Origin of the sequence: Microbacterium sp. BE35 (assembly GCF_031457705.1) — a bacterium.
Lineage (GTDB): Bacteria > Actinomycetota > Actinomycetes > Actinomycetales > Microbacteriaceae > Microbacterium > Microbacterium trichothecenolyticum.
This window is the reverse complement of the sequence record NZ_JAVDXD010000002.1, coordinates 561,083-583,848: the sequence shown is the minus strand read 5'-3', so window position 1 is coordinate 583,848 and position 22,766 is coordinate 561,083. Positions and strand designations below refer to the sequence as shown.

Genomic DNA, 22,766 nt, shown 5'->3' with positions numbered 1-22,766 from the left:
GGGGTCAGAGCTGGGCGCTCGCGGACACCGCCGCGAGGTCGAGGTCGCCGGTCGCGACGCGGCGCACCACGTCGATCAGGAGGCGCCGCTCGACGGGCTTGATGCGCTCGTGCAGGGCGTGCTCGTCGTCACCGGGGAGCACGGGCACGCGCTCCTGGGCGAGGATCGGCCCCGAGTCGACCCCGTTGTCGACGATGATGACGCTGGCCCCGGTCTGCGCGACGTCGGCGGCGAGCGCATCGCGCACGCCGTGCGCACCGGGGAACTCCGGCAGGTACGCCGGGTGGGTGTTGATGATGCGAGGCGACCACGCGTCCACGAGGTCCGCCGGCAGCAGGCGCATGAGACCGCTCAGCACGACGAGGTCGGGCCGCCAGACCTCGAGCTGGGCGCCGAGCTCGGTGCCCCACTCCTCGCGGCTCGCGAACTGCGCGAACGGCACCATGAACGTGGGGATTCCGTACTCCTCGGCGTGCGCGAACCCGTCGGCCTCGCGATCGGCGCCGACGACGACGACGCGGGCGGGGAACTCGGGATCGGCCGCCGCGTCGAGCAGAGCGCGCAGGTTCGAGCCTGTGCCCGAGATGAGAACGGCGACCGTGAGCACCAGGTCAGTCTACTGGGAACCGTTCCCCTCCCCCGGCGGCGCCGACCGGGGCAGCTCGATGGGTTCCGTCGTGGCTTCCGGTGCGACGCCACCATCGGTGCCGGGCAGCGGCGCCGGCCGCGATCCGCGCGCGGGAGGGGACGGATGCGGCTGCTCGGCGTCCTCCGTGGGCGCCGCGCCCGATCGCCGGGCCGCGAACGCCGCGACCGCGGCGAACGCCGCCGCCTCCGGCGGCTCCGCGTGCGGGTCGTCGTCCGCCGTCGCCGGCTCGACCGCGGCCGCGCCGAGCGCGGGGTTCTGCGCGGCCGAGTGGCGGCCGTCCGCCGCACGCGGCGACAGCAGCAGGATGGCCGCACCGAGCAGCACCTCGAGGCCGACCGCCAGCCCGACGGGACCGGCATCAGGCCCGAACTCGGCCAGCCGCCCGGGTCCGAGCGATCCCGACGCCGCCCAGGCGAGCAGCGCCGCGGCGCCGCCGGAGAGCAGCGCGATGCCCGCGGTCACGACGAGACGGGCCGCGATCGGATCCTCCGCCGCATCCAGGTGGTCGTCGAGATGCCCCTCGGCGCCGGGCTCCTGCGTGGCCGACCCCGACAGCAGCCCGCTGAGTGCCGCCGTCTTCCCGGCATCGAACCGCGACGACGCCGGCCCGGCGGACGGCGCAGGCTGCAGCATCCGTGTGCGGGAAGGTCCCCCGGCGTGCAGGAGCCGCGACCGCGCGATCCACCCGCCGAGCGCGCCGAGCGCGATCGGCAGCAGGGCGAGCAGCAGCAGCCACGATGTCGTCGACTCGGGCACAGCGCCGAGCGCGGGCAGACCCGGGATGACGCCGACCTGGGTTCCGGCGGGCGAGACCGCCGTGCCCGTGCCGACGGCGAAGCCGGGTCCGGCGACGAAGCTCATCCCCCACACCGCGAGCGTCGGCACGTAGGCGAGCTGGACGAGCGTGATGACGGTGGCGCCGATGGGGTCGACATCGCCCGCCTGGAACAGGGCGACGATCTGCCCCGCCCGGGCGAACAGGGCGACGGCAGCGACCGCGGCGCCGACGCCGACGAGTCCGAGCACGACGACGGCGGTCCCGCGCGCGATGAGCGCGGGCACCTCGCCCCAGTCGTGCGGCGCCGACTCGACGCGGTCGCGCAGGCGCGCGATCGCCCCGGATCCCGCCTCCGACCACTCGGTCACGATCGCCGCGACGAGGGCGGGCAGGACGAACAGGAGCGTCGGCACGAGGATCGCCTGCCACGTCTCGGCGCTCGCGACGCCGTTGGCGCCGCTCAACGCGGCGCCGGTGGTCACCAGCGCGAACACGGCGCTCGAGGTGAGCACTCCGGTGAGCCACGCGTCGGCGTGCGAGGCGCGGGCACCGGAGCGGGCGGCGAAGATCGCCGTGAACCCGGCGAAGGCCAGCGGGGCGAGGGAGAGGACGAAGGATGCCGCGCCCGCATCGATCCCGGTCGCAGCGAGGTAGTCGGGCGGCAGCGCGATGCTGAGCGGCACGAGGTTGCCGAGCTGCCACACCGACACCGCCGACGGCCACAGCACGCCCCAGTCCGCGCCGCCGCCGAATCCGAACACCCACAGCAGGGTGAGCGGAGCGAGGGTCACGGCAAGGCCGACGGCCGCCGCGATGACGGCGTCGACGGAGGCGAGGAGGGCGACGATGAGGCGATGCATGCGCCATCGACCCTACTTCGGCGCACCGCCCGGGCCAGGGTGCCCGCGCGCGGGGTCGAGGCATCCGTCCAGCGAATCCTCAGGTTGGGGCGGGAGCGACTAACGTTTCACATCGGAGGTCCCCCCACATGAGCACAGCCGAGTCCACGGCATCCAACGCCCCCGACGAGACCGAGAACACCGAGACCCCGGAGCCGAAGAACGGCTTCGACAGGTTCTTCGAGATCACCAAGCGCGGATCGACGATCCCCGCCGAGATCCGCGGCGGTGTCGTCACGTTCGTGACGATGGCGTACATCGTCATCCTGAACCCGATCATCCTGTCCAGCGGCACGGATGTCGCCGGTGACACCCTCGGGTTCACACAGGTCGCCGCGACCACCGCGCTCACCGCCGGTGTGATGACGGTGCTGTTCGGACTGGTGACCCGCCTGCCGTTCGCGTTCGCGGCGGGCCTGGGCATCAACTCGTTCCTCGCCGTCTCGGTCGTCGGGCAGGTGACGTGGCCCGAGGCGATGGGTCTCGTCGTCATCAACGGTCTGATCATCGTGCTCCTCGCGGCGACGGGCCTCAGGCGAATGATCTTCGATGCCGTGCCGATCCAGCTGAAGCTGGCCATCACGGTGGGTATCGGGCTCTTCATCGCGTTCATCGGCTTCGTCGACGCCGGCTTCGTCACCGCGACCGGCGCGTCCTCTCCCCCCGTGGGTCTGGGCGTCAACGGCTCGGTTGCGACGGTGCCGACGCTGATCTTCGTGTTCACCCTGCTGCTGACCGGCATCCTGGTGGCCCGCAAGGTCAAGGGCGGCATCCTGATCGGCCTCGTCACCGGCACGGTCGTCGCGGTGATCGTCGAGGCGATCTGGAACATCGGCCCGAAGTTCTCCGGCGACGACCTCAACCCCGGCGGGTGGGGCCTGTCGGTCCCCGAGCTGCCGTCGTCGCTCGTGAGCGTGCCCGATCTGTCGCTCGTCGGACAGGTGTCCTTCGGCTCGTTCGAGCGCATCGGCGTGCTCGCCGCGCTGATGCTCGTCTTCACGCTCGTCTTCACGAACTTCTTCGACGCCATGGGCACCATGACCGGTCTGTCGAAGGAGGCCGGTCTCGCGAACGAGAAGGGCGACTTCCCGCGCATCAAGTCGGCGCTCATCGTCGAGGGCGTCGGCGCGGTCGCCGGTGGTTTCACGTCCAGCTCGTCGAACACGGTGTTCATCGAGTCGGGTGCGGGCATCGGCGAGGGCGCCCGCACGGGCTTGGCGAACGTCGTGACCGGTGGCCTCTTCCTCGTCGCCATGTTCTTCACGCCGCTCGTGTCGATCGTGCCGACCGAGGTCGCGGCATCCGCTCTGGTCATCGTCGGTGCGCTGATGATGTCGCAGATCCGCTTCATCGACTTCTCGGACTTCTCGATCCTGCTTCCGGTGTTCCTCGCCGTCACGGTCATGCCGCTCACGTACTCGATCGCGAACGGCATCGGCGCGGGGTTCATCTCCTGGGTCGTCGTGCGCTCGCTGTCGGGCAAGGCTCGCGAGATCAGCCCGCTGCTGTGGATCGTGGCGGCCGGCTTCGTGCTCTACTTCGCGCGCGGACCGCTCGAGACCCTGCTCGGCTGAGCACTCGATTCACGGACGGAAGCGGATGCCTCGGCTCGAGGCATCCGCTTCCGTCTTTCAGCGCAGCGGAGTCCAACCGGGCGGAAGGGGTCCGTCGATGTCGGCCCGGTCGCGGTCGACCGCGGCGGACCAGCCCTGCGCAGCATCGACGGCGTCGAAGCCGCCGCGTGCCACGCGGAAGCCGACGTCGTCGTGGTGCATGCGCGGGGCGCCGCCGCGGCGTGTCGACGCGCGCACGCTCCACGCGTCGTCGGCGAAGCCGCCGCCTCGGAAGACGCGGTAGTCGGCGTAGCGGGCGGGGTCGAGCAGGTCCCAGGTCCACTCCCAGACGTTGCCGAGGGTGTCGAAGAGGCCGTTGAGGTTGGGCAGCTTGCCGCCGACGTTCTGCGGGGCGCCGACGCCGTCGGCACCCGTCCACGCGACCTCGGCGAGGAGGCCGTAGTGCGGGCCCGTGGAGCCGGCGCGACAGGCGTGCTCCCACTCGGCCTCGGTGGGAAGACGGAAGCCTTCGGCCTCGACGTGCCACGTGACATCCTCGCCGTCGAACGAGTACGCGGGGTCGAGCCCCTCCCACTCCGACGCCGCGTTGCAGAATCGGATCGCGCGCAACCAGCTGACGTCGGTCGCGGGGCGGCGCGGGTGCGACGCAGGCTCGCCCAGCAGCTCCGCGAGCTGCTCCTGCGTGACCGCGTACACGCCGATCTCGTAGGGCTCGAGCTCGACGCTCCAGCGCGCCTTGCGGCGGGCGTCGTGCAGGGTGACCGTTCCGCCGGCGATGCGGGCGAGTTCGATGTCGGTCACCGCGGAAGTATCCCACGCGGCGGGAGCGTGACGATCGCTTCACGGTACGCGCCGCCGCGCACCCGGCTCGGGAAGCCCTCCGCGGAAGGGCCGCTGCAGCGTTTCGCCGAATCAGGCCTCGCGGGGCTCGAGGACGAAGATCGCGATCTGCCGGTCCGTCTTCGACTGATAGCTGTCGTAATCGGGCCACACGGCCGACGCCCGCGCCCACCACTCGGAGCGCTCATCGCCGGTGAGCTCACGCGCGGTGTAGTCGCGCTTGACGTCGCCGTCCTGCAGCTCGACATGGGATTCACGGCGCATGTTCGCGGCCCACTTGGGTTCGTCGGGCGCACCGCCTTTGGAGGCCACGACGGCGTACCGGCCGTCGTGCTCGACGCGCATGAGCGCGGTCTTGCGCAGCGCCCCGGTCTTGGCCCCGACCGTGGTCAGGACGATGATGGGCACCCCGCGCAGCGTGTTCGCCTTGTCGCCGTTCGACGCCTCGAACGCCTCCGCCTGCTTGCGGGCCCAGTCGGACGTGGACGGCTTGTACTCTCCGGTCAGCGGCATGCCACCAGCGTAAGCCGCCGTCGCCGGGCCGAGGGCGACGCCCCTTATCGTCGAGGTATGCCCAACATCAGAGTCGAACTCCTCCCCGGTCGCACCGTCGATCAGCGCCGTCGCTTCGCCGAGGAGGTCACGCGGGCCGCCGTCGAGGCGCTGGGCGCCCGGCAGCAGGACGTGCGCATCATGTTCGAGGAGGTCGCCGCAGACTTCGTCGCGAACGGCGGCGTGCTCGCGAGCGAGGACGCCGACCGGGCCGGACAGGTGTCGCGGTTCGGCGGCACCGCCCTCTGACGCCCCGGCATCCCGCCGGAGGAGGCTGCGCCCCCAGCTCGAAACCCTCAGAAGGCGCACCTCAGGCCGCAGGGAGCTGGGCCGCCAGCCGGAACCCGAGAAGCCGGTGCTCGCCTCAGGCCATGCGACGGCGGCGCAGGGCCAGGAGCAGCAGGCCGGCGAGCAGGAGCCCGAGGCCGGTCAGCAGCACCGCCGGAATCCCCTCGGAGCCGGTCGCCGCGAGGCCGCCGTCGCCTGCCGTCGCGCCGCCCTGACCGGTGGCGCCGCCCGCGGGCTGTCCCGGCTGCTCCGGCTCCTCCGGCTGCCCGGGCTCTTCCGGGGTGTCGACGGGTGCGTTGATGTAGACGTTGCGCGCGACCGCCCCGTCGAACAGCACATCATCGCTGACCACCGTGTGGCTCACCGTCTCGACGACCATGCCCGGGCCCGGCTCGTTGCTCGGCGCCGCGGTCAGCAGCGACGGGAACGGGTGCGGGGCTGCCGTGGGCAGCAGGCGGACGATCACCGTCCTCGGTCCGGTCTCGCCGATCTCGAAGATCAGCACGACCTGGTCGTGGAAGGTCAGGCCGCCGTCGATCGAGACCTGCGCATACGGGATGCCGCCGCCGTAGGCCGCCGAGATCGTGATGTACACGCGTGCCGTCGCCGGCGCGGAGAGCGCGATCGTGTAGCTGTCGGTCTCTTTCACGCCGCTGTGCAGCGTCGTGGTGCCGTCCGACTCGACGATGATGACTTCGCCGGCGCCAGGCACGACCGGCGGCACGGGGATGACGAGCGGCACGGGCGGCACGGCATCCTCCGCGATCAGCACGACCGGGGCGGGCAGGACGACCGGCGCGGCCACGAGCGTCGGCAGCGGCACGTGGTACAGCTTCACGAGCAGCCCCGCCCCGACGAGCGACGTCAGCGCGAGCGCGAGCCCGGGCGGGGCGCTCGACGCCAGCACCTGAACGGTCGAGGCGCCCGCCCCGCCGTCCAGCGACAGGAAGCCGTTCTGGCGGTAGCCTCCGGCGAGGAGCCGAACGGCCAGCAGGCGGAACACGTCGGCACCCGTCGTCGCCTCGATGCGCAGCTCGGCCGCGTGGCCGTTGATGACGAACCGGTCCGCTCCCTCTCCGCCGTAGAGGACGGCCGGGAAGCTGATGCCGGCGCTCGCGTTGCCGAACTCGGTCTCGACGGTGCCGAATGCGCTGCCCGGCTGCACGTTCGGCTCGATCCGCGGCGTCGCGAAGAACTGGCCGACGACGAACGTGTCGTCGCCGTCGCCGCCGTACACCGAGGTGATGGTGCTGTTGTCGTCGAACACGAAGACGTCATCGCCGTCGTATCCGTTCACGGTGAGGCGCGCGTTCACGCCCTCGTCGTACGCGATGCTCTCGACGGTCCCGGTCGCGAGGTTCAGCTGGGCGACGAACGCGGCACGGCGCGCATCGGGGTGCTCGGCGATCGCCGCCAGAGCACGGAAGAGGAAGAGGTCCGCGGCATCCGTCCCGTCGATCGTGAGTGTGTCGAGGCCGGTGCGCGCCCCGCCGCCCCGCACCACGATGCGATAGTCGTGACCGACCGCGTCCTCGCCGCCCCACGTCTGGATGCGGAAGTCGTTGTCGCCGCCGTTGCCCCACAGCACGAGCGCGTCGCGCACCTGGGTGCCGGCGAAGTCATCGCCGGGCGCCGCGATGTGCGTGCCCGTCATGGTCTGCAGCCGCCAGACCTCGAACGTGTCGTCGCCGTCGACGATGAGCGGGTCGGCCGGGTCGTCGCCGAACGCGACGGTGTGACCGCCGAGGAACGCCTCGAAGAAGAGGAAGTAGTCGTCGCCCGCCGCGCCGACGACCTCCAGGGGCCCGTGGACCTCGGTGCGGTCGAACAGGAGCGTGTCGTCGCCGCCGTCGCCGAAGACGAACAGGCGTCCGTTCACGACTGTCGCGTCGAAGAGGAAGACGTCGTCGCCGAGGCCGCCGGACATGCGCGTCGGTCCGCCGGTGACCGTGCCGCCGAAGTACAGGAAGGATCCGCCGTCGAGCGCGGACGACTTGCCGAACGAGGCGCGGATCGTCACGGTCGAGCCCTCGATGAGGGTGAGCAGCGGCGCGACGACGTCCTGGCCCACGAGCAGCGTGACGTCGTCGCCGGCGACGATCCGCCCCTCCGTCATCGTGACGAGCTCGTCGATCGTGCGGCCCTCGGTGAGGACGAACACGCTCTCGTCGTCACCGCCCGCGACGAACGGCACCGTGAGCCGCACGTCCCCGGTGGGCGCCTCGGCACGCAGCACCAGCAGCGATCCCGACGCCTCGGTGAGGTAGATCCCCGTCGGCGGGACGAGGATCACCGCGTCGCCCGGGAGCGACAGCGCGTACAGGCGCGAGCCGGTTCCGGTGTCGACGACGAGGTCTGCGGAACGGTCGAGGCTGTCGGCGCCGATCGTGCCGCCCACGGCGATGAGGTCGATGTCGCGTCCGGCGACGCGTACGACGCCGGTCGGGGCGTCCGCGTGGATCCCGCCCGCTCGGGTGCGCAGCGCGACGTCGGCGGTGAGCGACTGAACGAGGGCGGCGTAGAGGGTGCCGGCCACCTGGTCGAGGAGGACATCGCCCGCGGCGAGCGCGATCACCGAACCGCGTGCCGACAGCGACGAGCGGATCTCGAGGACGTCGGGAGCGGTGTCGGTGGGGTCGGTTCCGGTCGGATCGACGTCCGCTCCGCCGATCCGGCCCGACACGAGGCCCGCGATCAGGACGAGGTTGCGCCCGGCGACGCGCGGCGTGCCGTCGTCGATCGTGCCCTCGTCGAGGATGGACGCGGTGTTCTGCAGGGTCTGCAGGTACACGTCGTCCGCCGTCGAGGTGATGGTGCCGACGCGCAGATCGGCGATCGTCTCGTAGTCCTCGATGAAGCCGTTCGTGTAGAGCGTGATCTCTCCGTCGCCGTTCTGCGCCGAGTACTGCTGCGCCGGGAACCGCATGCTGATCAGCGTCGCGTCGACGTTCGAGAAGGCCACGAACGAGATGTCGGTGGCGGTGGACGGATGCCGCACCACGATGTCGTCGCCGGCGCTCAGGTCGCTGAACGTGTACGCGCTGTCGGCGAGCTGGTTCACCGTGCCCCAGGCGACGAGGACGGGGTCGTCGAAGCCGCCCCATGGGCCCGGGTCGGGGTGGAAGTAGGTGTGGTACTGGCCGGTCGGCGGAACCGTCGTGTTCGACGGCGGGTGCGTGACGTTCACCTGCACCCAGTACGACGACATCACCGGGACGTCGGAGCCGTAGAGCGAGTCGTGGACGAGGAGATCGATGTCGTCGCCGGCGTGGATCGGTCCGAGCACCGGCGTGAAGGCGGTGCCGGCGTACGGCGAGCCGATGGGCATCCGCGCGACATAGGTGAGGTCGAGGACGACGTCGTCGCGGGCGTCGGCCAGCAGTTCCACGAGGCGCGTGGGGTCGACGTCGTCGACGAGGTAGTCGCTCTGGACGAGGACGACCGGGATCGGGAGGCGCACCGGGATGCCGAACAGCGTGAAGCTCGCGCCGATCGTGCCCTGGTTCGCGTGCAGCTGGGCGATGTTCGTGCGGATGCTGCCCGTGCCCTGCGCCCAGATGTCGCCGTGCTCGTTGATCACGCGCGTGGTGCCGATCGGGTTGTCGATGGAGCCGGCCAGGATGATGTCGGGAGTGCCTGGGCCGTCCCAGTTGGCGATGTCGACGAACGTCGGGATGAAGATGGGCCGGCCGATGTGGAAACGGAAGGCCGACGAGTCCTCAGCCTGCACGTTCACCGTCGCCCCGACGTCGTCGAGATTCGCCACGCTGATCCCGTTCACCCGCAGCAGACGGCCGGAGTAGTTGTGCAGGCGGACGAAGTCGAAGGTGTTCTGCACCTGCAGCGTTCCCTGGTCGCCCGTGAGGGTGCCGACCTGCGATCCGGCCGGGTTGTTGATGAAGTACGTCGCAGAGCCGCCGCCGTTGTTCTCGATCGGGTCGACGACGATCTCCCGACCCTCGGGGATGGTCTGGCCCAGGATGTAGACGGTCCCGAGGTCGTCGCGCACGGTGACCGCGTACTTCTTGATGATCTTCCCGGAGCCGTCGACCACGAGCGTCGGGTTCGGCGCGTGCAGCACCACGTCCGCGTTCCACTCGATCCAGCGGTGGCGGTTGTCGTCGGCGCTGTTGTCGTCGCCGCCGAAGTCGATGAAGCCGCCGCCCGTCGAGGCGCGCGGGTCGACGACCACCTGCAGGTGCAGGGCCTCGACGCGGAGTGTCGCGGTTCGGATCCGCACCCCCGCCTCGCCCGTCACCGACGACGTCGCGTTGTAGCGCACGATCGCGTCGGCGTCGCTGTCGCCGCCGAAGCATCCGCACGTCGCCCGGGCGTCGGCGACGAGCCGCACGTCGAGGTGCTGCGCCCGCACGGTGACCGTCTGGTAGCCGATGATCTTCGCACCGCTGACGAGGTGCACGTGCGCGTTCGAGTTCAGCGTCACCTCGGAGCGGGCGTCCGAGTCCTCGAACGCGCCGTCACCGTTGGAGCGGTTGTGGTCGAGCAGACTGGTCGACACCATCTGCGCCTCGAGGGCGACGTTGTCGGCCTCGAGGTGCGCGGCCCCGCCCACCGTCAGCGTCGTTTCGTTGTTCGCGACGATGTGGCACGGGTCGCCGCCGCAGTCGCCCGACGTGGAGCTGCCGGCGAACGATCCGCCTGACGCGCCGGCGCGGAGCTCGGACTGGATCGCGGTGGACGACGACGCCGTGATGTCGTTCCACGCGGTGATGCGGCCGTCGAGCGTCACGTGCGACGTGGTTCCGAGGTCGGCGCGCGTCTGGGCCTCGGTCCCGTGGCCGAAGCCGCCGGCATCCGAGTATGCGTAGGCGTTGCCGCTCGCGAGCGTCAGCGGATCGATCGTGACGCTGCCGCCCGTGCTCGCCAGGTCGCTTCCTGGCCGCACCGAGACGTTGGTCGTCGCCTGGGCGCTCACCACGGCCCGCGCGTGGGTGATCGAGATGAACCCGAGTCCGCCCGAGGTGCCGTCCGCCACCGCCGCGGCGGTGTTGAGCGCGTGCACGCCGATCTCTCCACCGGCGACGATCTGCACGCCGTCGCCGATCGTGAGATCGAGGTGGGCATCGACGTCGACACGGGGACGGGTCGAGCCGACCTGGATGAAGCCGCCGCCGTCGCCTGCGACCTTCGCCTCCGAGTAGGTCCCCGAGGGAAGCGACGGCGCCATCGTGGCGACCTGCAGGTGCTGAGTGCCGCTGCCCGCCGCGGTCAGGTCGACGACGAGCTCTCCGCCGCCGAGGGCCGGCCCGAGGTCGACGACGGCCGGGACGAAGCGGCTCGTGCCCACACTGCCGTTCGCCGCGAGCGGCCGGTTGATGCAGACGCCCAGCACCTGGATGAGCTTCAGGCCGAACGAGGTCGCGGACGAGTTGCACACCTCGTACACTCCCCCGTTCTGCAGGCCCGCGATGGGCTGCTGACCGGGTGCGAAGAGCTGGTGGATGACTGCGCGGCCGCTCTCGGAGATGTCGGGAGCGAGGCCGAGCGCGGTGACGGGGATGAGGCCACCGCCGCCGTCGTCGCAGGTGCCGAGCGCGTGGCACTGGCTGTCGGCGAGCTGGATGCGGTTGCCGTCGACGCGGATGACCCAGTAGGTGGTGTCCTGCGCGATCCCGCCGAGGGCCCCGCCCGTCGAGCGGTACACGACGGCGTCGCCCGTCTGCAGACCGTGCTCGCGCACCGCGATGACGTTGTTGTCCTCGACCTGGAACGTCGGCGGGCTGCCCACCTGCACCGGGCTGCCCTGGGCGTCCACGACGATGTCGACGCGGGTGCTGTAGAAGGACGCCCGCGCCGCCGGCGCGATGTACTGGACCATCTGGCCGTCGCTGTAGGAGTTCGCGGCGACGATCAGCCCGTTCGCGGCGTCGACGTCGCCGCCGTCGAACTCGACGGGGGCGGCCGGGGTGTCGGCGTCGATCAGCTGGATCCGGAAGTCGTCGAGCACCCGCACCCGGTACGCGTGGCCGTTCACGAGTCCTGCCACGCCGAACCCCGCCGCCGTGTAGTAGACCCGCTGCCCGTCGACGAACCCGTGCTGGCGGGTGAACGTGATGATGTCGCCGGCCGGGTCGACCTGGGCGGCCTCGAACGCGGCTCCCAGCTGGATCTGCGTCGGCGAGACGACGAGCACGCCGTACTTCGCACCGTCGGTCATGCCGCCCACGGCAGTGCCCCCGCTGCGGTCGTACCGCACCGTGGCCGAGTCGTCGAGCGTGTGCGCCCCGGAGAGGGTGATCGTGTTCGACCCGAGGTCGACGCCCGTCACCGCGTCGAACGCGTAGACCGGCAGCGGCGGCGGCGTCGCCGAGTTCTGGTGCGCTGTCAGCGTGACGCCGCCCCCGGCCCGCAGCGTCGTGCCGTTCGCGACCGAAAGGCGCACCGTCGGGAACGTCTCGGCGAGCGCGCTGTTGGACGAGACCGCGAGCGCCGCCGCCGAGAAGTTCTCGGCGAACGACCGCGACACCGGTTGGGCTGCCGCACGCACGTCGATGGCGCCGCTGACGACGATGGGCGTTCCGGCGCCGACGATCGCCTCGGCGACCGGACGCACCCGGGCCCACGCGGCCCCGGAGTCGATCGTGATGGCGCCGATGGCGGTGCTGGCGAGCTTCGCCGTCGCCGAGTCGGACGTCACGGCGTGGACCCCGAGCGATGCGGCCGTCGCGACGGTGGCCGCGAAGTGCGCGAGCGTGGACGAGTCGACGAGCGCCTTGGGCTCGGCAACGCCCACGGTGATCGCGCCGCCGTTGACACCGCCACCGGCCGCCGTCGCGGCGTTGGTCGCGGTGGCGTCGACCGAGATCGCTGCGGCGGGTGCGTGCACCGTCGCCCCGTCGTGGACGCGGGCTCGCGTGACGGCGGTATCGGTGATGAGCGCCTCGGCGCTGGAGATGCTCACCGCGATGACACCGAGGGCGATGCTGCCGGAGGTCGCCGAGACCGACCGGTTCGCCGTCGCCTTGACGGCCAGCGACGTTCCGCCGATCTGGCGCGGCGCGGCATCGGCCACGGCGGCGGCGGCGACGCGGGCCGTCGGCACAGACACCCCGACGACGAGCAGCCCGCCCGAGACCAGGTCGCTCTTCGCGGTCGCCGACGACGTCAGCGCGGTCTCGACGAGGACGGCGCCGGTCGTCGCCAGCACTCCCGTTCCGTACCGCGACGAGACGGCTGCGGAGCCGAAGACCTCGGCGTCGACCACCGAGCCGGTGATGCCGACGAGGGCGATGCCGACGGCCTCGATCGTCGCGTCGGCCTTCGCGTTGCCGACGGCGCGGACCGAGACGCCCGTGGACTCGATGAGGGTGCCGTCGAAGGCCGCCGTGACCGGGGCTGCGATGATGGCTTGCGCGACGACGACGCCCGCCTTGACCGCGCCGCCGCCCGCGCTGTCGATGCCGGTGAGCGCGTGCGTGCCGTCGCGGCTCTCGGCGACGACCGACACCGCGCCCGTCGCGGCGAGCATCACGCCCGAGGCCACGGAAGCCGTGGTGGCCGCCGACTCGGCGATCGTGGCGGCGGCGACCGTGCCGCTCACGCCGATGATCGCGATCGATGTCAGCTCGGCGGTCGCGTCGACGGCATTGCGCGACGACGCGCTCACCGCGAACGACGTCGACGTCGCGGGACCTGCCGTGAACGACGCCCGGGTCGCGGCGGCGACCGTCGCGCGCGGGAGCAGGCCGTTGATGTCGAGCCCGGCGACCGTGATCTTCTTCATGTCGGTCGCGGCGGTGTTCGCCGACCACGCCGTCACGGCGACCGCGCCGTTGCCGCCGCGGACGTCGGCGGTTCCGGCGGCGACCTCGGCGGTGATCCCGGCCGCATCGGTGACGATCGCCAGCGCTGTGCCGAAGCCGCCGTTGTAGAGGCCGGCCTCGACGTAGGCTGCCGACGCTGTCGCGAGATTGGTGCCGCGGGCCTCGACCGTGAGCCCGTTGCCGACGAGGCCGGCGCGGAGCTCGGCACGCGTGGCGGCGGCGATCGTGGCGCTGATGACGCGGACGTTGGCGTTGATGAGGCCGATGGTCGCGGCATCCGAGTCCACGTCCGCCGTGTTGGCCGCCTGCGCGACCAGCGTCGTCGCGCCGTTCGACCAGACCGGGGAGAAGATCGAGGCCCGGGTCGTCGCCGAGGCCGCGATCTCGGACTCGGCGTAGGCGACACTCACCTGCAGGATGCCGCCGAAGCCGGCGGTGAAGGTCTCGGCCGCCGCGCGGTTGACGGCGGTGCTGCGCACCTCGACCGCGCCGGAGCCCCCGATGACGCTGTACACCTCGGCCGTCGTCCCGCCGCGCAGGTACGCCGTCGCGACGTAGCCGCCGCCCGAGACCAGGCCACCGGAGCCCGCGGTGATGCTCGCGCTCGCGACGTTGCCCGAACCGCCGTCGGTGAGGATGCGCGAGCGTGCGGCGACGAGACCGCTCGAGAACACCGTGCCGAGCTCGATGACCGCCCGCACCACCGCGGCCGAGGTCACCTCGGCGCTCGCCTCGACGCCCTGGCCGCTGCCGAGCAGGCCGATGCCGACCACGAAGGCCTTCGCGAGCGCCTGGTTCTGACCTTCCGCGTCGACGGTCAGCGATCCGGATGTCGCGACATCGGCGCGGAAGATCGCCTCGGTGCGTCCGGTGACGAGTGCCTCGGGGTTCATGAAACTGGCCGAGACGGCCGAGAGGCTGCCGCCCGGTGTGTACGCGTCGGCGCGGTTGCGCGAGGTGGCCCGCATCGCGATGGCGCCGCCGGCCGAGATCCACGAGCCGTCGACGGCGGTCGCCGTCGTCTCGCGCGTGACGGTGGCGTGGGCGAGCGTGACTCCGATGGCGACGGCACCGACCTGCACGTTGACGGTGTCGGCGTCGATGACGTTGCGAGCGTCCGCGATGATCGTCGCCCCGCCGCTCACGTACGCGACGCCTGCGAAGTCCGCCGCCGTGCGACCGGTGATGTCGGCGATCGCGCCGGCGCCGGTGCCGCTGCCGGCGAGGCCTACCGACACCGAGAACGCGGTGACCGGCACCGAGATGTCGGAGACCGAGGTCACGCGCAGTCCGCCGGCCGGGGCGCCGGCCGCGCCGATGTGGACCGCGCCGATGCGGCCAACGGTGTCGCCGCGCACGTCGGCGGTGGCCACCGACGCGCCCGCCGCCGCGAGGGCGATCGCAAGGCCGAGCGAGAGGGGGCGGACGTCGCGGTCGGCCGACGCGTCGGCCGAGACGATTCCGCCCGCCACGGGGATGATCACGCCGTCGTCGATGTGCGCGGTCTGCCGCGCGTCGGTGTCGAGCACGAGGATCTGACCGCCGACCGAGACCGCGCCGACCTGGCCGGTGAAGGCGATCGCCTCGGCGCCCTCGCCGTAGGTGGCGCGCACCGCGACGTCGCCGCCGGCGCGGATGGTCGTGCCGGTCGCCACGCCCGCGTCGACCGTGGAGCGGAGGGTGGCGACGAGGACGGATGCGCCGACCGCGACGACGCCGCCTGTCGCGGATCCGGCGAGGCCGAAGTACGTGTCGCGCGCGTCGGCCGTGACCGACACGGAGCCGCCGGTGAGGATGAACGCCCCGACGCCGATGCGGCTCGTGGTGCCCCGCAGCGGCGGGGGCGACGAGAAGGCGCTGGAGGCGAGCGTGGTGCCGGGGGCGGCCGCCGCGACTCGCGCTCCGGCGGCGTCGATGCCGGCCTGCTTGCGCTGCGCGGTGTTCGTGCCCGACGAGTCGTTCGCGCCGCCGAGGATCGACAGGTACCCGTTGGAGCCGGTGCCCGACGCGTGCTGGTCGGCCTGGCTCTGCGGCGTGCCGTCGGACGACGACAGCGCGTCCTTCTGACCGCTGCCGTCGTCGTAGCTGCCGGTGGGCTGACCGCCGGCGGTCCACACCGACACCGACGCGGTGACGCCGACGGCGCCGCCGCCGGCGCTGACGGCGTACGTCTGGATGTGTCGCACCGACAGCGCCTGCACGCGCAGGTGCGAGCTGGCCTGGATCGAGGCGTAGTCGCCGATGATCGCGTTCGCGGCGACGTCCACGACGCCGATGTCGACGCCGCCCGCGACGCCCACGAACCCGCCGGCGACACCGCCGCCGATCGTGAAGGTGTCGGTGAGGTCGGTGGCGGTCACCGACACGCTCTGCGGCGCTCCGGCGCCGGCGCGGTCGCCGTTCACGAACGTGCGGTCGCCCGCGGCGCTCTCGATCGCGGCGACCGTCGTGCCGCGGATGAGCGTGACGTTCACCGCACCCGAGACGCCCACGAAGCCCGCGCCGCCCGAGATCGCCATGCCGAACACGCGCTGGCTCGAGGAGGCCAGCACGGCGAGGCCCGACTGCCCGGCGGCCGGGAAGGTGTCGCCGCTGATCGTGCCGAGCGGGATGCCGCCGAGCGACCAGCCGCGCGCGGCACGCGCGTCGACGATGCCACCGACACCGATGGTGGCGGCGGTGTCCTTGACGGCCGACACCACGACCACGCCGGCGCCGACGCCGACGAACCCGACGCCGAGTCCGCCCGAGACGGTGGTGAACCCGGTGCGGTCATCGGCGGCGACGAGGATGTTGTTGCCCGCGTCGAGCGTGACGTGGCGGCCGACGCGCCCATGCGTGTGCGTGTCGAGCACCACCGCGGCGACGGCCGCGGCGACACCTGCGACACCCGCGCCCAGTGCGGCGGCGATCGCCGTGATCTCCTGGCTGCCGACGGCCGAGAGGAGGATGTCGCCCGCTGCGCGCACGATGGCGTCGTCGGCGATGGTGGCATCGACATCGAGCGTGACGATGTCGACGGTGGCGTTGGTCGCGACCCCTGCCATGCCGCCGCCGACGGCGGCCGACACCATCAGCTGGCGGAACACGCCGCCGGCGGCGACGGTGACCGACTGCCACGGAGCAGCGCCGTCGTTCACGTCGTTCACCCGCGCCAGGCGGCCGATGAAAGCGTCGGTGTCGGCGGTGACGACGTTGACGTTGCCCGCGACGCCGACGCCGGCGGTGGCAGCCACGGCGGCGCTCGCACCCACGGCCAGGATCTCGTCGCTGTTGTTCGCGACGACCGCGACGCCGTGGATCGCGCCGGTGCGCGGAGTGAGGACGCGGATGCCGGTGATCTTGGCGGGGTCGCCGGGTGACTGCATCCCCTGCCGCACGAAGCTGTGCGCGCGGCCGGTGGCGATGGCCGGGTCGAGGTCGATGACCGCGAACGGCGTGCCGCTGCAGCCGGACGCGGCCGGGTCTGCCTGGCACTTGGTGCGAGCGAGCTGGAAGCTGTGGGGGCCGGTCACGACGACGTAATACGTCTCGCCGTCGACGAGGCCGCCGATCGGCGCTCCGCCGTTGGCCGTGTAGGTCACGGCGTCGCCGGTGACCAGCGGGGTGGCGGAGTTGTCGGCCTTGTCCCTGGGCATGTCGTACGGCAGGTTGACGGTGTTCGAACCGCCGTCGACATCGCTCGACGGCGTCAGGTATGGCGCGATGCGCTCGGGCACGGTGGCCTGATCCGTCGGGAAGATGCGGTGCGACTGTCCGGGTCGGGCGGGCGACGCGAGTGCGATCGGGGCGCCGCCCGAGGTGGCAGTCAGGCGCAGGCGGGTCGGGAACGCCGCGTCGACGATCGCGAAGTACGCGGCGCCGGGCGTCAGGCCGATGATCGCCTGGCCGCCGCCGGTCTCGTACGAGACGCGCTGCCCGTCCTCGATGCCGTGGACGTAGCCGAGCTCGAGCTGGTCGCCGCCGATGATGGCCGTCTGCGGGTTGAACCGGGTGTCGATGTAGTCCACGTCGTAGCCGCCGAGCGCGCCGGTGAGGCCCGAGCCGCCTGCGAGGGCCGTCACGCGCGACAGGTCGCCGATGAAGGCGGTGGTCGTCTTGTTGAGCACCGGCACGGCCGCCGTGAGTCCCACCGAGGCGGTGCCGCTCACGGCGACCGAGCCCGCGACGACGTCCATCGACAGCACCTCGTCGGCCGCGATGCGCGCACTGCCGCCGGCGACGACGACGGCACGGGATGCCGCGCACAGTGCCTCGCTCGGGACCGCTGCGCTGCACACCTCGCCGACGAACGCCTTCGTGACGATCGTGTACACCGACACCGTCGCGTTGGCCGAGACCGCCGCCGTGCCGCCGACGCTGCCGCCGGCCGCGACGCTCGTGACCTTCTCGCCCGACGTGGCGTCGACGGTCACGTCGCCGCCGACCGTGACGAGGGTCTGCGGTGCGATCCACGCCTGCGTGGACTTGTCCACGACCTGCACGTCCGCACCGAGACCGACGCCCGCGGTGCCGCCGACGGCGAGCTGACCCGCGATGCCCCGCAGGGTGGTGTCGTCGGAGGCGGCGATGCGCACGCCGGCCGAGCCGCCCGGGGCGACGCCGTCGACGGTGACGCTGCGGTCGAGGTGTGCGTGGGTGGTGTTGTTCTGCACGCCGACGGTCGCCGCCCCTGCGAGGCCCGCGGTGCCTCCGACTCCGCCGCCGACGGCGACGAGCCACAGGTCCTCGCTCTGCGTGGCGGTCAGCGAGAGGCCGATGCCGCCGCGGGCCCACAGCTCGGCCTCCGGTCCCGCGAAGGCGTCGACGGTGCCGGTGCGCACGAACACGACCGACGAGAGACCGAGGCCGGCGGTGCTGGCGGCACCGATCGCACCGGCGAACAGGGTCATGGTGACGGGGTCGGCGGCCGAGATCGTCATCGAGCCCCGCGCGCGCAGCGCGGTGGGCGTCTCGGCGGTGCTGTCGACGAAAGCACGGGTGCCCGGCGCGGCCGCCCCCTGGTTCACGACGAGCACGACGAACGAGCCTGCGATGCCGGCGTCCGACGCCACGCCGCCTCCCGCGACGACCTGCGTGAACTTCTCCCCCGCGGTCGCCATGACCCACACGGACCCGCCGAGGTCGGCGGTCACGCCGCGGCCGACGGACGCCCGCACGTCCTTGTTGTGCACGCCGACGATGAGGGCGAAGCCGACGCCGGCGCTCCCGGTGCTCGCGCCGAGGGCGCCGGCGACGTCGACGAATTCGGTCTGGTCGGAGGCGGTGAACGACAGGTCCTGGGCCGCAGCGCTCGCGATGCCCTGGTTGACCGACGCGGCGTCGCCCAGCCACGCACGGGTGGCGCGATTCACGACATCGACCACGAGGGATCCGCCGACCCCCGCGTCGCCGCCGCCGAGCGCCGCGCCGAGGGCGACGCCCGTGAACGCCGGCAGCTCGATGAGCGGCACATCGGGAGCCGCGAGCGGGACGAGGGATGCCGTGGCCCGTCCGATGATCGCGCCGCCGGCTCGGATGGTGGTCGGGCTCGCGAAGGTCGAGTCGATGTGGGCGAGCGTCGTGGACTCGACGAACTGGACCACGATGCCGGCGCCGACCCCGCTGCCGTTGGTGGTGAGGGCGGCGGAAGCCGCGAGACCCTGCAGGCCCATGGGGTGGGACGCGTCGAGCGAGATGCCGCCGGCGACGACGAGCGTCGATCCGCTCCCGATCACCGCCTCGTTGACGAGGATGAGCACCTGCACGGCGACCGAGCCGGCGACCGCCGCATCGCCCTGGCCGGCGGCCGCGGCGATCGCCCACGCCTGGAAGTCGTTGCGCGCGTCGGCCGGTGTGAGTCCCGTGACCGCGACCGACCCGGCCGTGACGTCCGCGCCGGCGCCGATCGATCCGCGGTTCGTGACCGTCGCGACGTTCAGCCCGACGGCGGCGCCGACGGTGTTCGTGTCGTTCTCGATGCTCCACGAGGTTCCGAGGGCCTTGGCCGCGGCATCCGTCTCGTTCGAAGCGAGCACCGCGAAGACGCCGTCGACGACGATCGTGAGGCCAGGCACGACGGTCGCCAGACTGTCGACCGTGATCCAGTCGACGGCGACGGCCGCGGCGACGCCGACGCCGTCACTGGACTGGCCGGACTGCCCGCCCGCCTGGCTGTTGCCTTGCGCGACGCTGTCGCTCGACGAGGGAAGCGTGCCGCCGAAGCCGCTCGTGGCCGGCGTGCCGCTGAGCTGCTGCTGCGCCTGCTGGTCGGCGTTCTCGGCGTCGCTGCCGCTCTCGGACCCGCCGAGCGTGCCGCGTGCGCTGGCCTTGGCCGAGGCGCTCGCGTGCAGCTCGCTCGAGGCGACGAGCCACAGGGCGCCGGCGGCGATGTCGCGGGCCACCGTGGCCTGCACGTCGATGTCGACGACGTTCACGACGATGATCGCACCGATCGCGACGCTGCCGCCGGCGGCATCCGCATCGCCTTCGACAGTGACCGAGCCGGAGTGGGTCGCGCGCACCATGACCGTGCCGGTCGCGACGAACGGTCGCGGACCGGGGGTGCCGATGCGCGCCAGCACCACCGGCAGCACGACGTTGATGCCGACCGCAGGGCTCACCGCCGTGCCGCCTTCGGAGCCCGCTGCGACCTCGTTCAGCACGGCGTCGGCGTGGTCGGCCCGGACGGTGATGTCGGCTCCGCCGGTGACGTCGGCGCCGTGCTCGATCTCGGCGCGCGTCACGTCGTCGGAGATGACGTTGATCGCGACGGCCGCCCCGACCCCTGTGCTCGAGCCGCCGCCGTTCGCGTCGGCCTTCGCCTTCGCGGTGTCGGTGCGGCGGTTCTCGGCGGCGACGAGCACGTCGCCGGTGCCGAAGTCCACGCGTGCACTCGACGGGATCCACGCCTCGGTGCTGTCGAAGACGATGTTGAGGGCGACCGCTCCGGCGACGCCCACATCGTCGGAGCCCGCCCCGGCGTTCGCGATCGTCGAGAAGTCGTGAGTGGCGTCAGACCCCAGGGTCGTCATGAGGGCGGCGGCGGTGAAGCCGTTCGCGGCGATCACGGCGTCCTCGCCCACCCAGGCGTTGTCGACGAGGAACACCAGGTTCAGCGCGACCGCGGCGCCGACGCCGGCGTCGTCCTGCGCGAGCGCGGTGCCGTTCGCCTCGGCCTTGCTGTCGACCTGCGCCGATGAGATGAGCCAGACGTGGCCGCCGGCGGTGAGCACGAGGGCGTCGGGCAGCCACGCCGTGAAGCTGACGTCGGAGATCGTGAGCGCGACCGCTCCGGCGACCGAGACGCCGCCGTCGCTCGTCGACGCCGAGGGGCTGTCGCTGTTCTGCACGCCCGCCCCGCCCTGGCCGAGGCTGGCGGTGTCCGCGTAGTCGCGCTGCTCCTGCACCTGACCGTCGACGCCTCCCGACGGCGCGTCGCCGCTCGACTCACCGGGGGCGCCACTGGCCGATGCCGCCGCGGTCGCGCTGTTGAGCGAGGAGCCGGTCGCCGAGAATGCCATCCAGCCGCCGGACGTGATGCTGCGCCGCGTCGTCGCGAAGACGCTGTCGAACGCGAAGTTCAGCGCGATCGCGACGCCGACGGCGGCGTCGCCGGCGTCGGTGGCCACAGCGCCGGCGGTGGTGCGAGCGGCGGTATGCTGCATCGCCGAGACGAGGACGTTCCCGGTGACGACGATCGGCCCCGACGCGAGCGAGCCGATGACGGCGGTGGTGCTGACATCCGACACGGTGATCGCGATCGACGGGGTCACGGTCACATCGCCGCCCTTGGCGCCCATGCTCGCCTCGGTGGTGGTGCGGCTGATCGACGACGCCGCGACCGTCAGGTCCTTCGCGCCGGTCAGCGACACCTCGTCGTCGAGGCGTGCGTGCGTGTCGCTGGTGACGAGCGCGAGGGCGAAGGACACGCCGACCCCGGCGTCGCCGGTCGAGACGACGCCTTCGCCGGCCGCGAGGGCCTTGACCGTCGTGTCGATCTTGCTGCCGGCGCCGACGGTGGCGTCGCCGCCGGTCAGGATCACGGTCCCCGAGACCGCCGCGAGGGTGTCGAACCACACCAGCCCGAGCGCGACGGAGCCGGCGACCGAGACCTTGCCGCCGCCCGCCCCGGAGGAGGCGACGGCGCGGATGGTCGACGTGTCGTCGGAGCCGTCGGTCGTGATCGTGGCGAGCACGGCGAGCGCGCGGGCGCGGAGGGTCAGCGTGGCGGGCACGACCGAGCGGTTGACGACGTCGACGTACGTGATCGCGACACCGGCGCCGATCGCGGCGTCGCCGCCCCGCGAGGCCGACCCGTCGCCGCCGGACGCGGCGTCGGTGTTCTGCGACGACGCGAGGGTTGCGGTGCCGGCGGCGGTGATGTCCGACACCGGGGTTTCGACGATCGAGCGCGCCCGCACGGTCGCGATGACGATGCCGATGGCAGCAGCGACGTTGACGGGGCCGGAGCTCGTCTCGGCGTTCGGCGTCTCGGCGCCGCCCGACCCCTCGACGCCGTGGTCGCCCGCGACCTGGTCGGCGTGATCGCGCTGCCCGGTGACCTGCTCGTCGACCCCGGTGCCTGCGGCGCCGCCTTCGTTTGCGGGGTCTCCGGTGCCGGCGTCCTCGTCGTTCTCCGGCGCGCCCGCCGCGGAGGCGGCGGCCAGCGCGCTCGAGCGCGACCAGCTGAAGGCCTGCATCGTGAGGTCGCCGCCTGCGGTGGTGTTGCGTCCGAGCATCGCCGTGACGGTGTGGTTGGCGATCGTGAGCGCCAACCCGACGCCCACTGCGGCGTCGTCGGAGGCGATGGCGGCGGCCGAGGCCGAGTTCTCGGCGGAGGCGTGCTGCGTGGCGCGGATGAGCACGTCACCGGTGGTCGCGAGCACGCCGGCGCCGATGCGGGCGAGGGTGGTGATGTTGGAGAGCACGATCGCGACGGCCGGGGCGATCGCGACCCCGCCGCCCTTGGCGCCCATGCGCGCCTCGGTCGTCGTCGCGTCGACCGCTTCGGCCGTGAGGCCGACGTCGCGGGCACCGGTCACCGCGACGTCGTCCGCGATGAGCGCGGACGTCCGGTGGGTGTCGAGCGTGAGGGCGAAGGATGCGCCGACCCCCGCGTCGCCCGTGCCGCCGGCGCCGTCCCCCACCGGCAGGGCGGTCACGGTGCCCGCGACCGCGCTGCGCGCGAGGAGGGCGACATCGCCGCCGGTGAGCACGAGCGTGCCGTAGACAGCCGCGAGCGTGTCGGTGGTGACGATCGCGACGGCGACCGAGCCGGCGACCGACACGTTGCCGCCGGCCGCCCCGGACGAGGCCGCGGCGCCGAATGTGGAGGTCGCATCCGAGCCGTCTGCGGTCACAGTCGCCGACAGCGTCACGTCGTGCGCGCGGACCGTGAGGGTCGCCGGCACGGTGGCCCGG

The 22,766-nt window shown here is 72.6% G+C and carries 7 protein-coding genes (1 of these 7 cut by a window edge); 2 read left to right on the top strand and 5 right to left on the bottom strand.

What is annotated here, in order from left to right; genetic code table 11:
* Positions 1-4 precede the first annotated feature (4 nt).
* Positions 5-607: a phosphoribosylglycinamide formyltransferase gene (gene purN, locus J2Y46_RS08735; RefSeq protein WP_310241682.1), complete on the bottom strand. Its 603-nt coding sequence runs from the start codon at positions 605-607 to the stop codon at positions 5-7.
* Between the two features lie 9 nt (positions 608-616).
* Positions 617-2,287, bottom strand: coding sequence for a DUF6350 family protein (locus tag J2Y46_RS08730; RefSeq protein ID WP_310241680.1), 1,671 nt, complete (start codon positions 2,285-2,287; stop codon positions 617-619).
* A gap of 128 nt (positions 2,288-2,415) precedes the next feature.
* Between J2Y46_RS08730 and J2Y46_RS08725 the strand changes: the two genes are divergently transcribed.
* Entirely contained in the window at positions 2,416-3,900 is a 1,485-nt protein-coding gene (locus tag J2Y46_RS08725) for an NCS2 family permease (protein WP_045300756.1), read from the top strand.
* 57 nt (positions 3,901-3,957) lie between these two features.
* Here J2Y46_RS08725 and J2Y46_RS08720 read toward each other — a convergent pair whose 3' ends face one another.
* Both J2Y46_RS08720 and J2Y46_RS08715 read right to left on the bottom strand, forming a co-directional pair.
* Positions 3,958-4,701 (bottom strand): SUMF1/EgtB/PvdO family nonheme iron enzyme, encoded by a 744-nt coding sequence (locus J2Y46_RS08720; protein ID WP_310241677.1) that lies wholly within the window; start codon positions 4,699-4,701, stop codon positions 3,958-3,960.
* 111 nt (positions 4,702-4,812) lie between these two features.
* Positions 4,813-5,253: a nitroreductase family deazaflavin-dependent oxidoreductase gene (locus tag J2Y46_RS08715; protein ID WP_045300752.1), complete on the bottom strand. Its 441-nt coding sequence runs from the start codon at positions 5,251-5,253 to the stop codon at positions 4,813-4,815.
* 57 nt (positions 5,254-5,310) lie between these two features.
* On the opposite strand from J2Y46_RS08715, the gene J2Y46_RS08710 reads away from it, so the two are divergent.
* Complete coding sequence (locus tag J2Y46_RS08710) at positions 5,311-5,541, top strand: tautomerase family protein (RefSeq protein WP_045300750.1); 231 nt, start codon at positions 5,311-5,313, stop codon at positions 5,539-5,541.
* 115 nt (positions 5,542-5,656) lie between these two features.
* Here J2Y46_RS08710 and J2Y46_RS08705 read toward each other — a convergent pair whose 3' ends face one another.
* Positions 5,657-22,766: the 3' portion of a hypothetical protein gene (locus J2Y46_RS08705; RefSeq protein ID WP_310241675.1), read on the bottom strand. It continues 15,641 nt past the right edge of the window; 17,110 of the gene's 32,751 nt are visible here — the last part of the coding sequence; its start codon lies off the right edge, out of view; its stop codon occupies positions 5,657-5,659.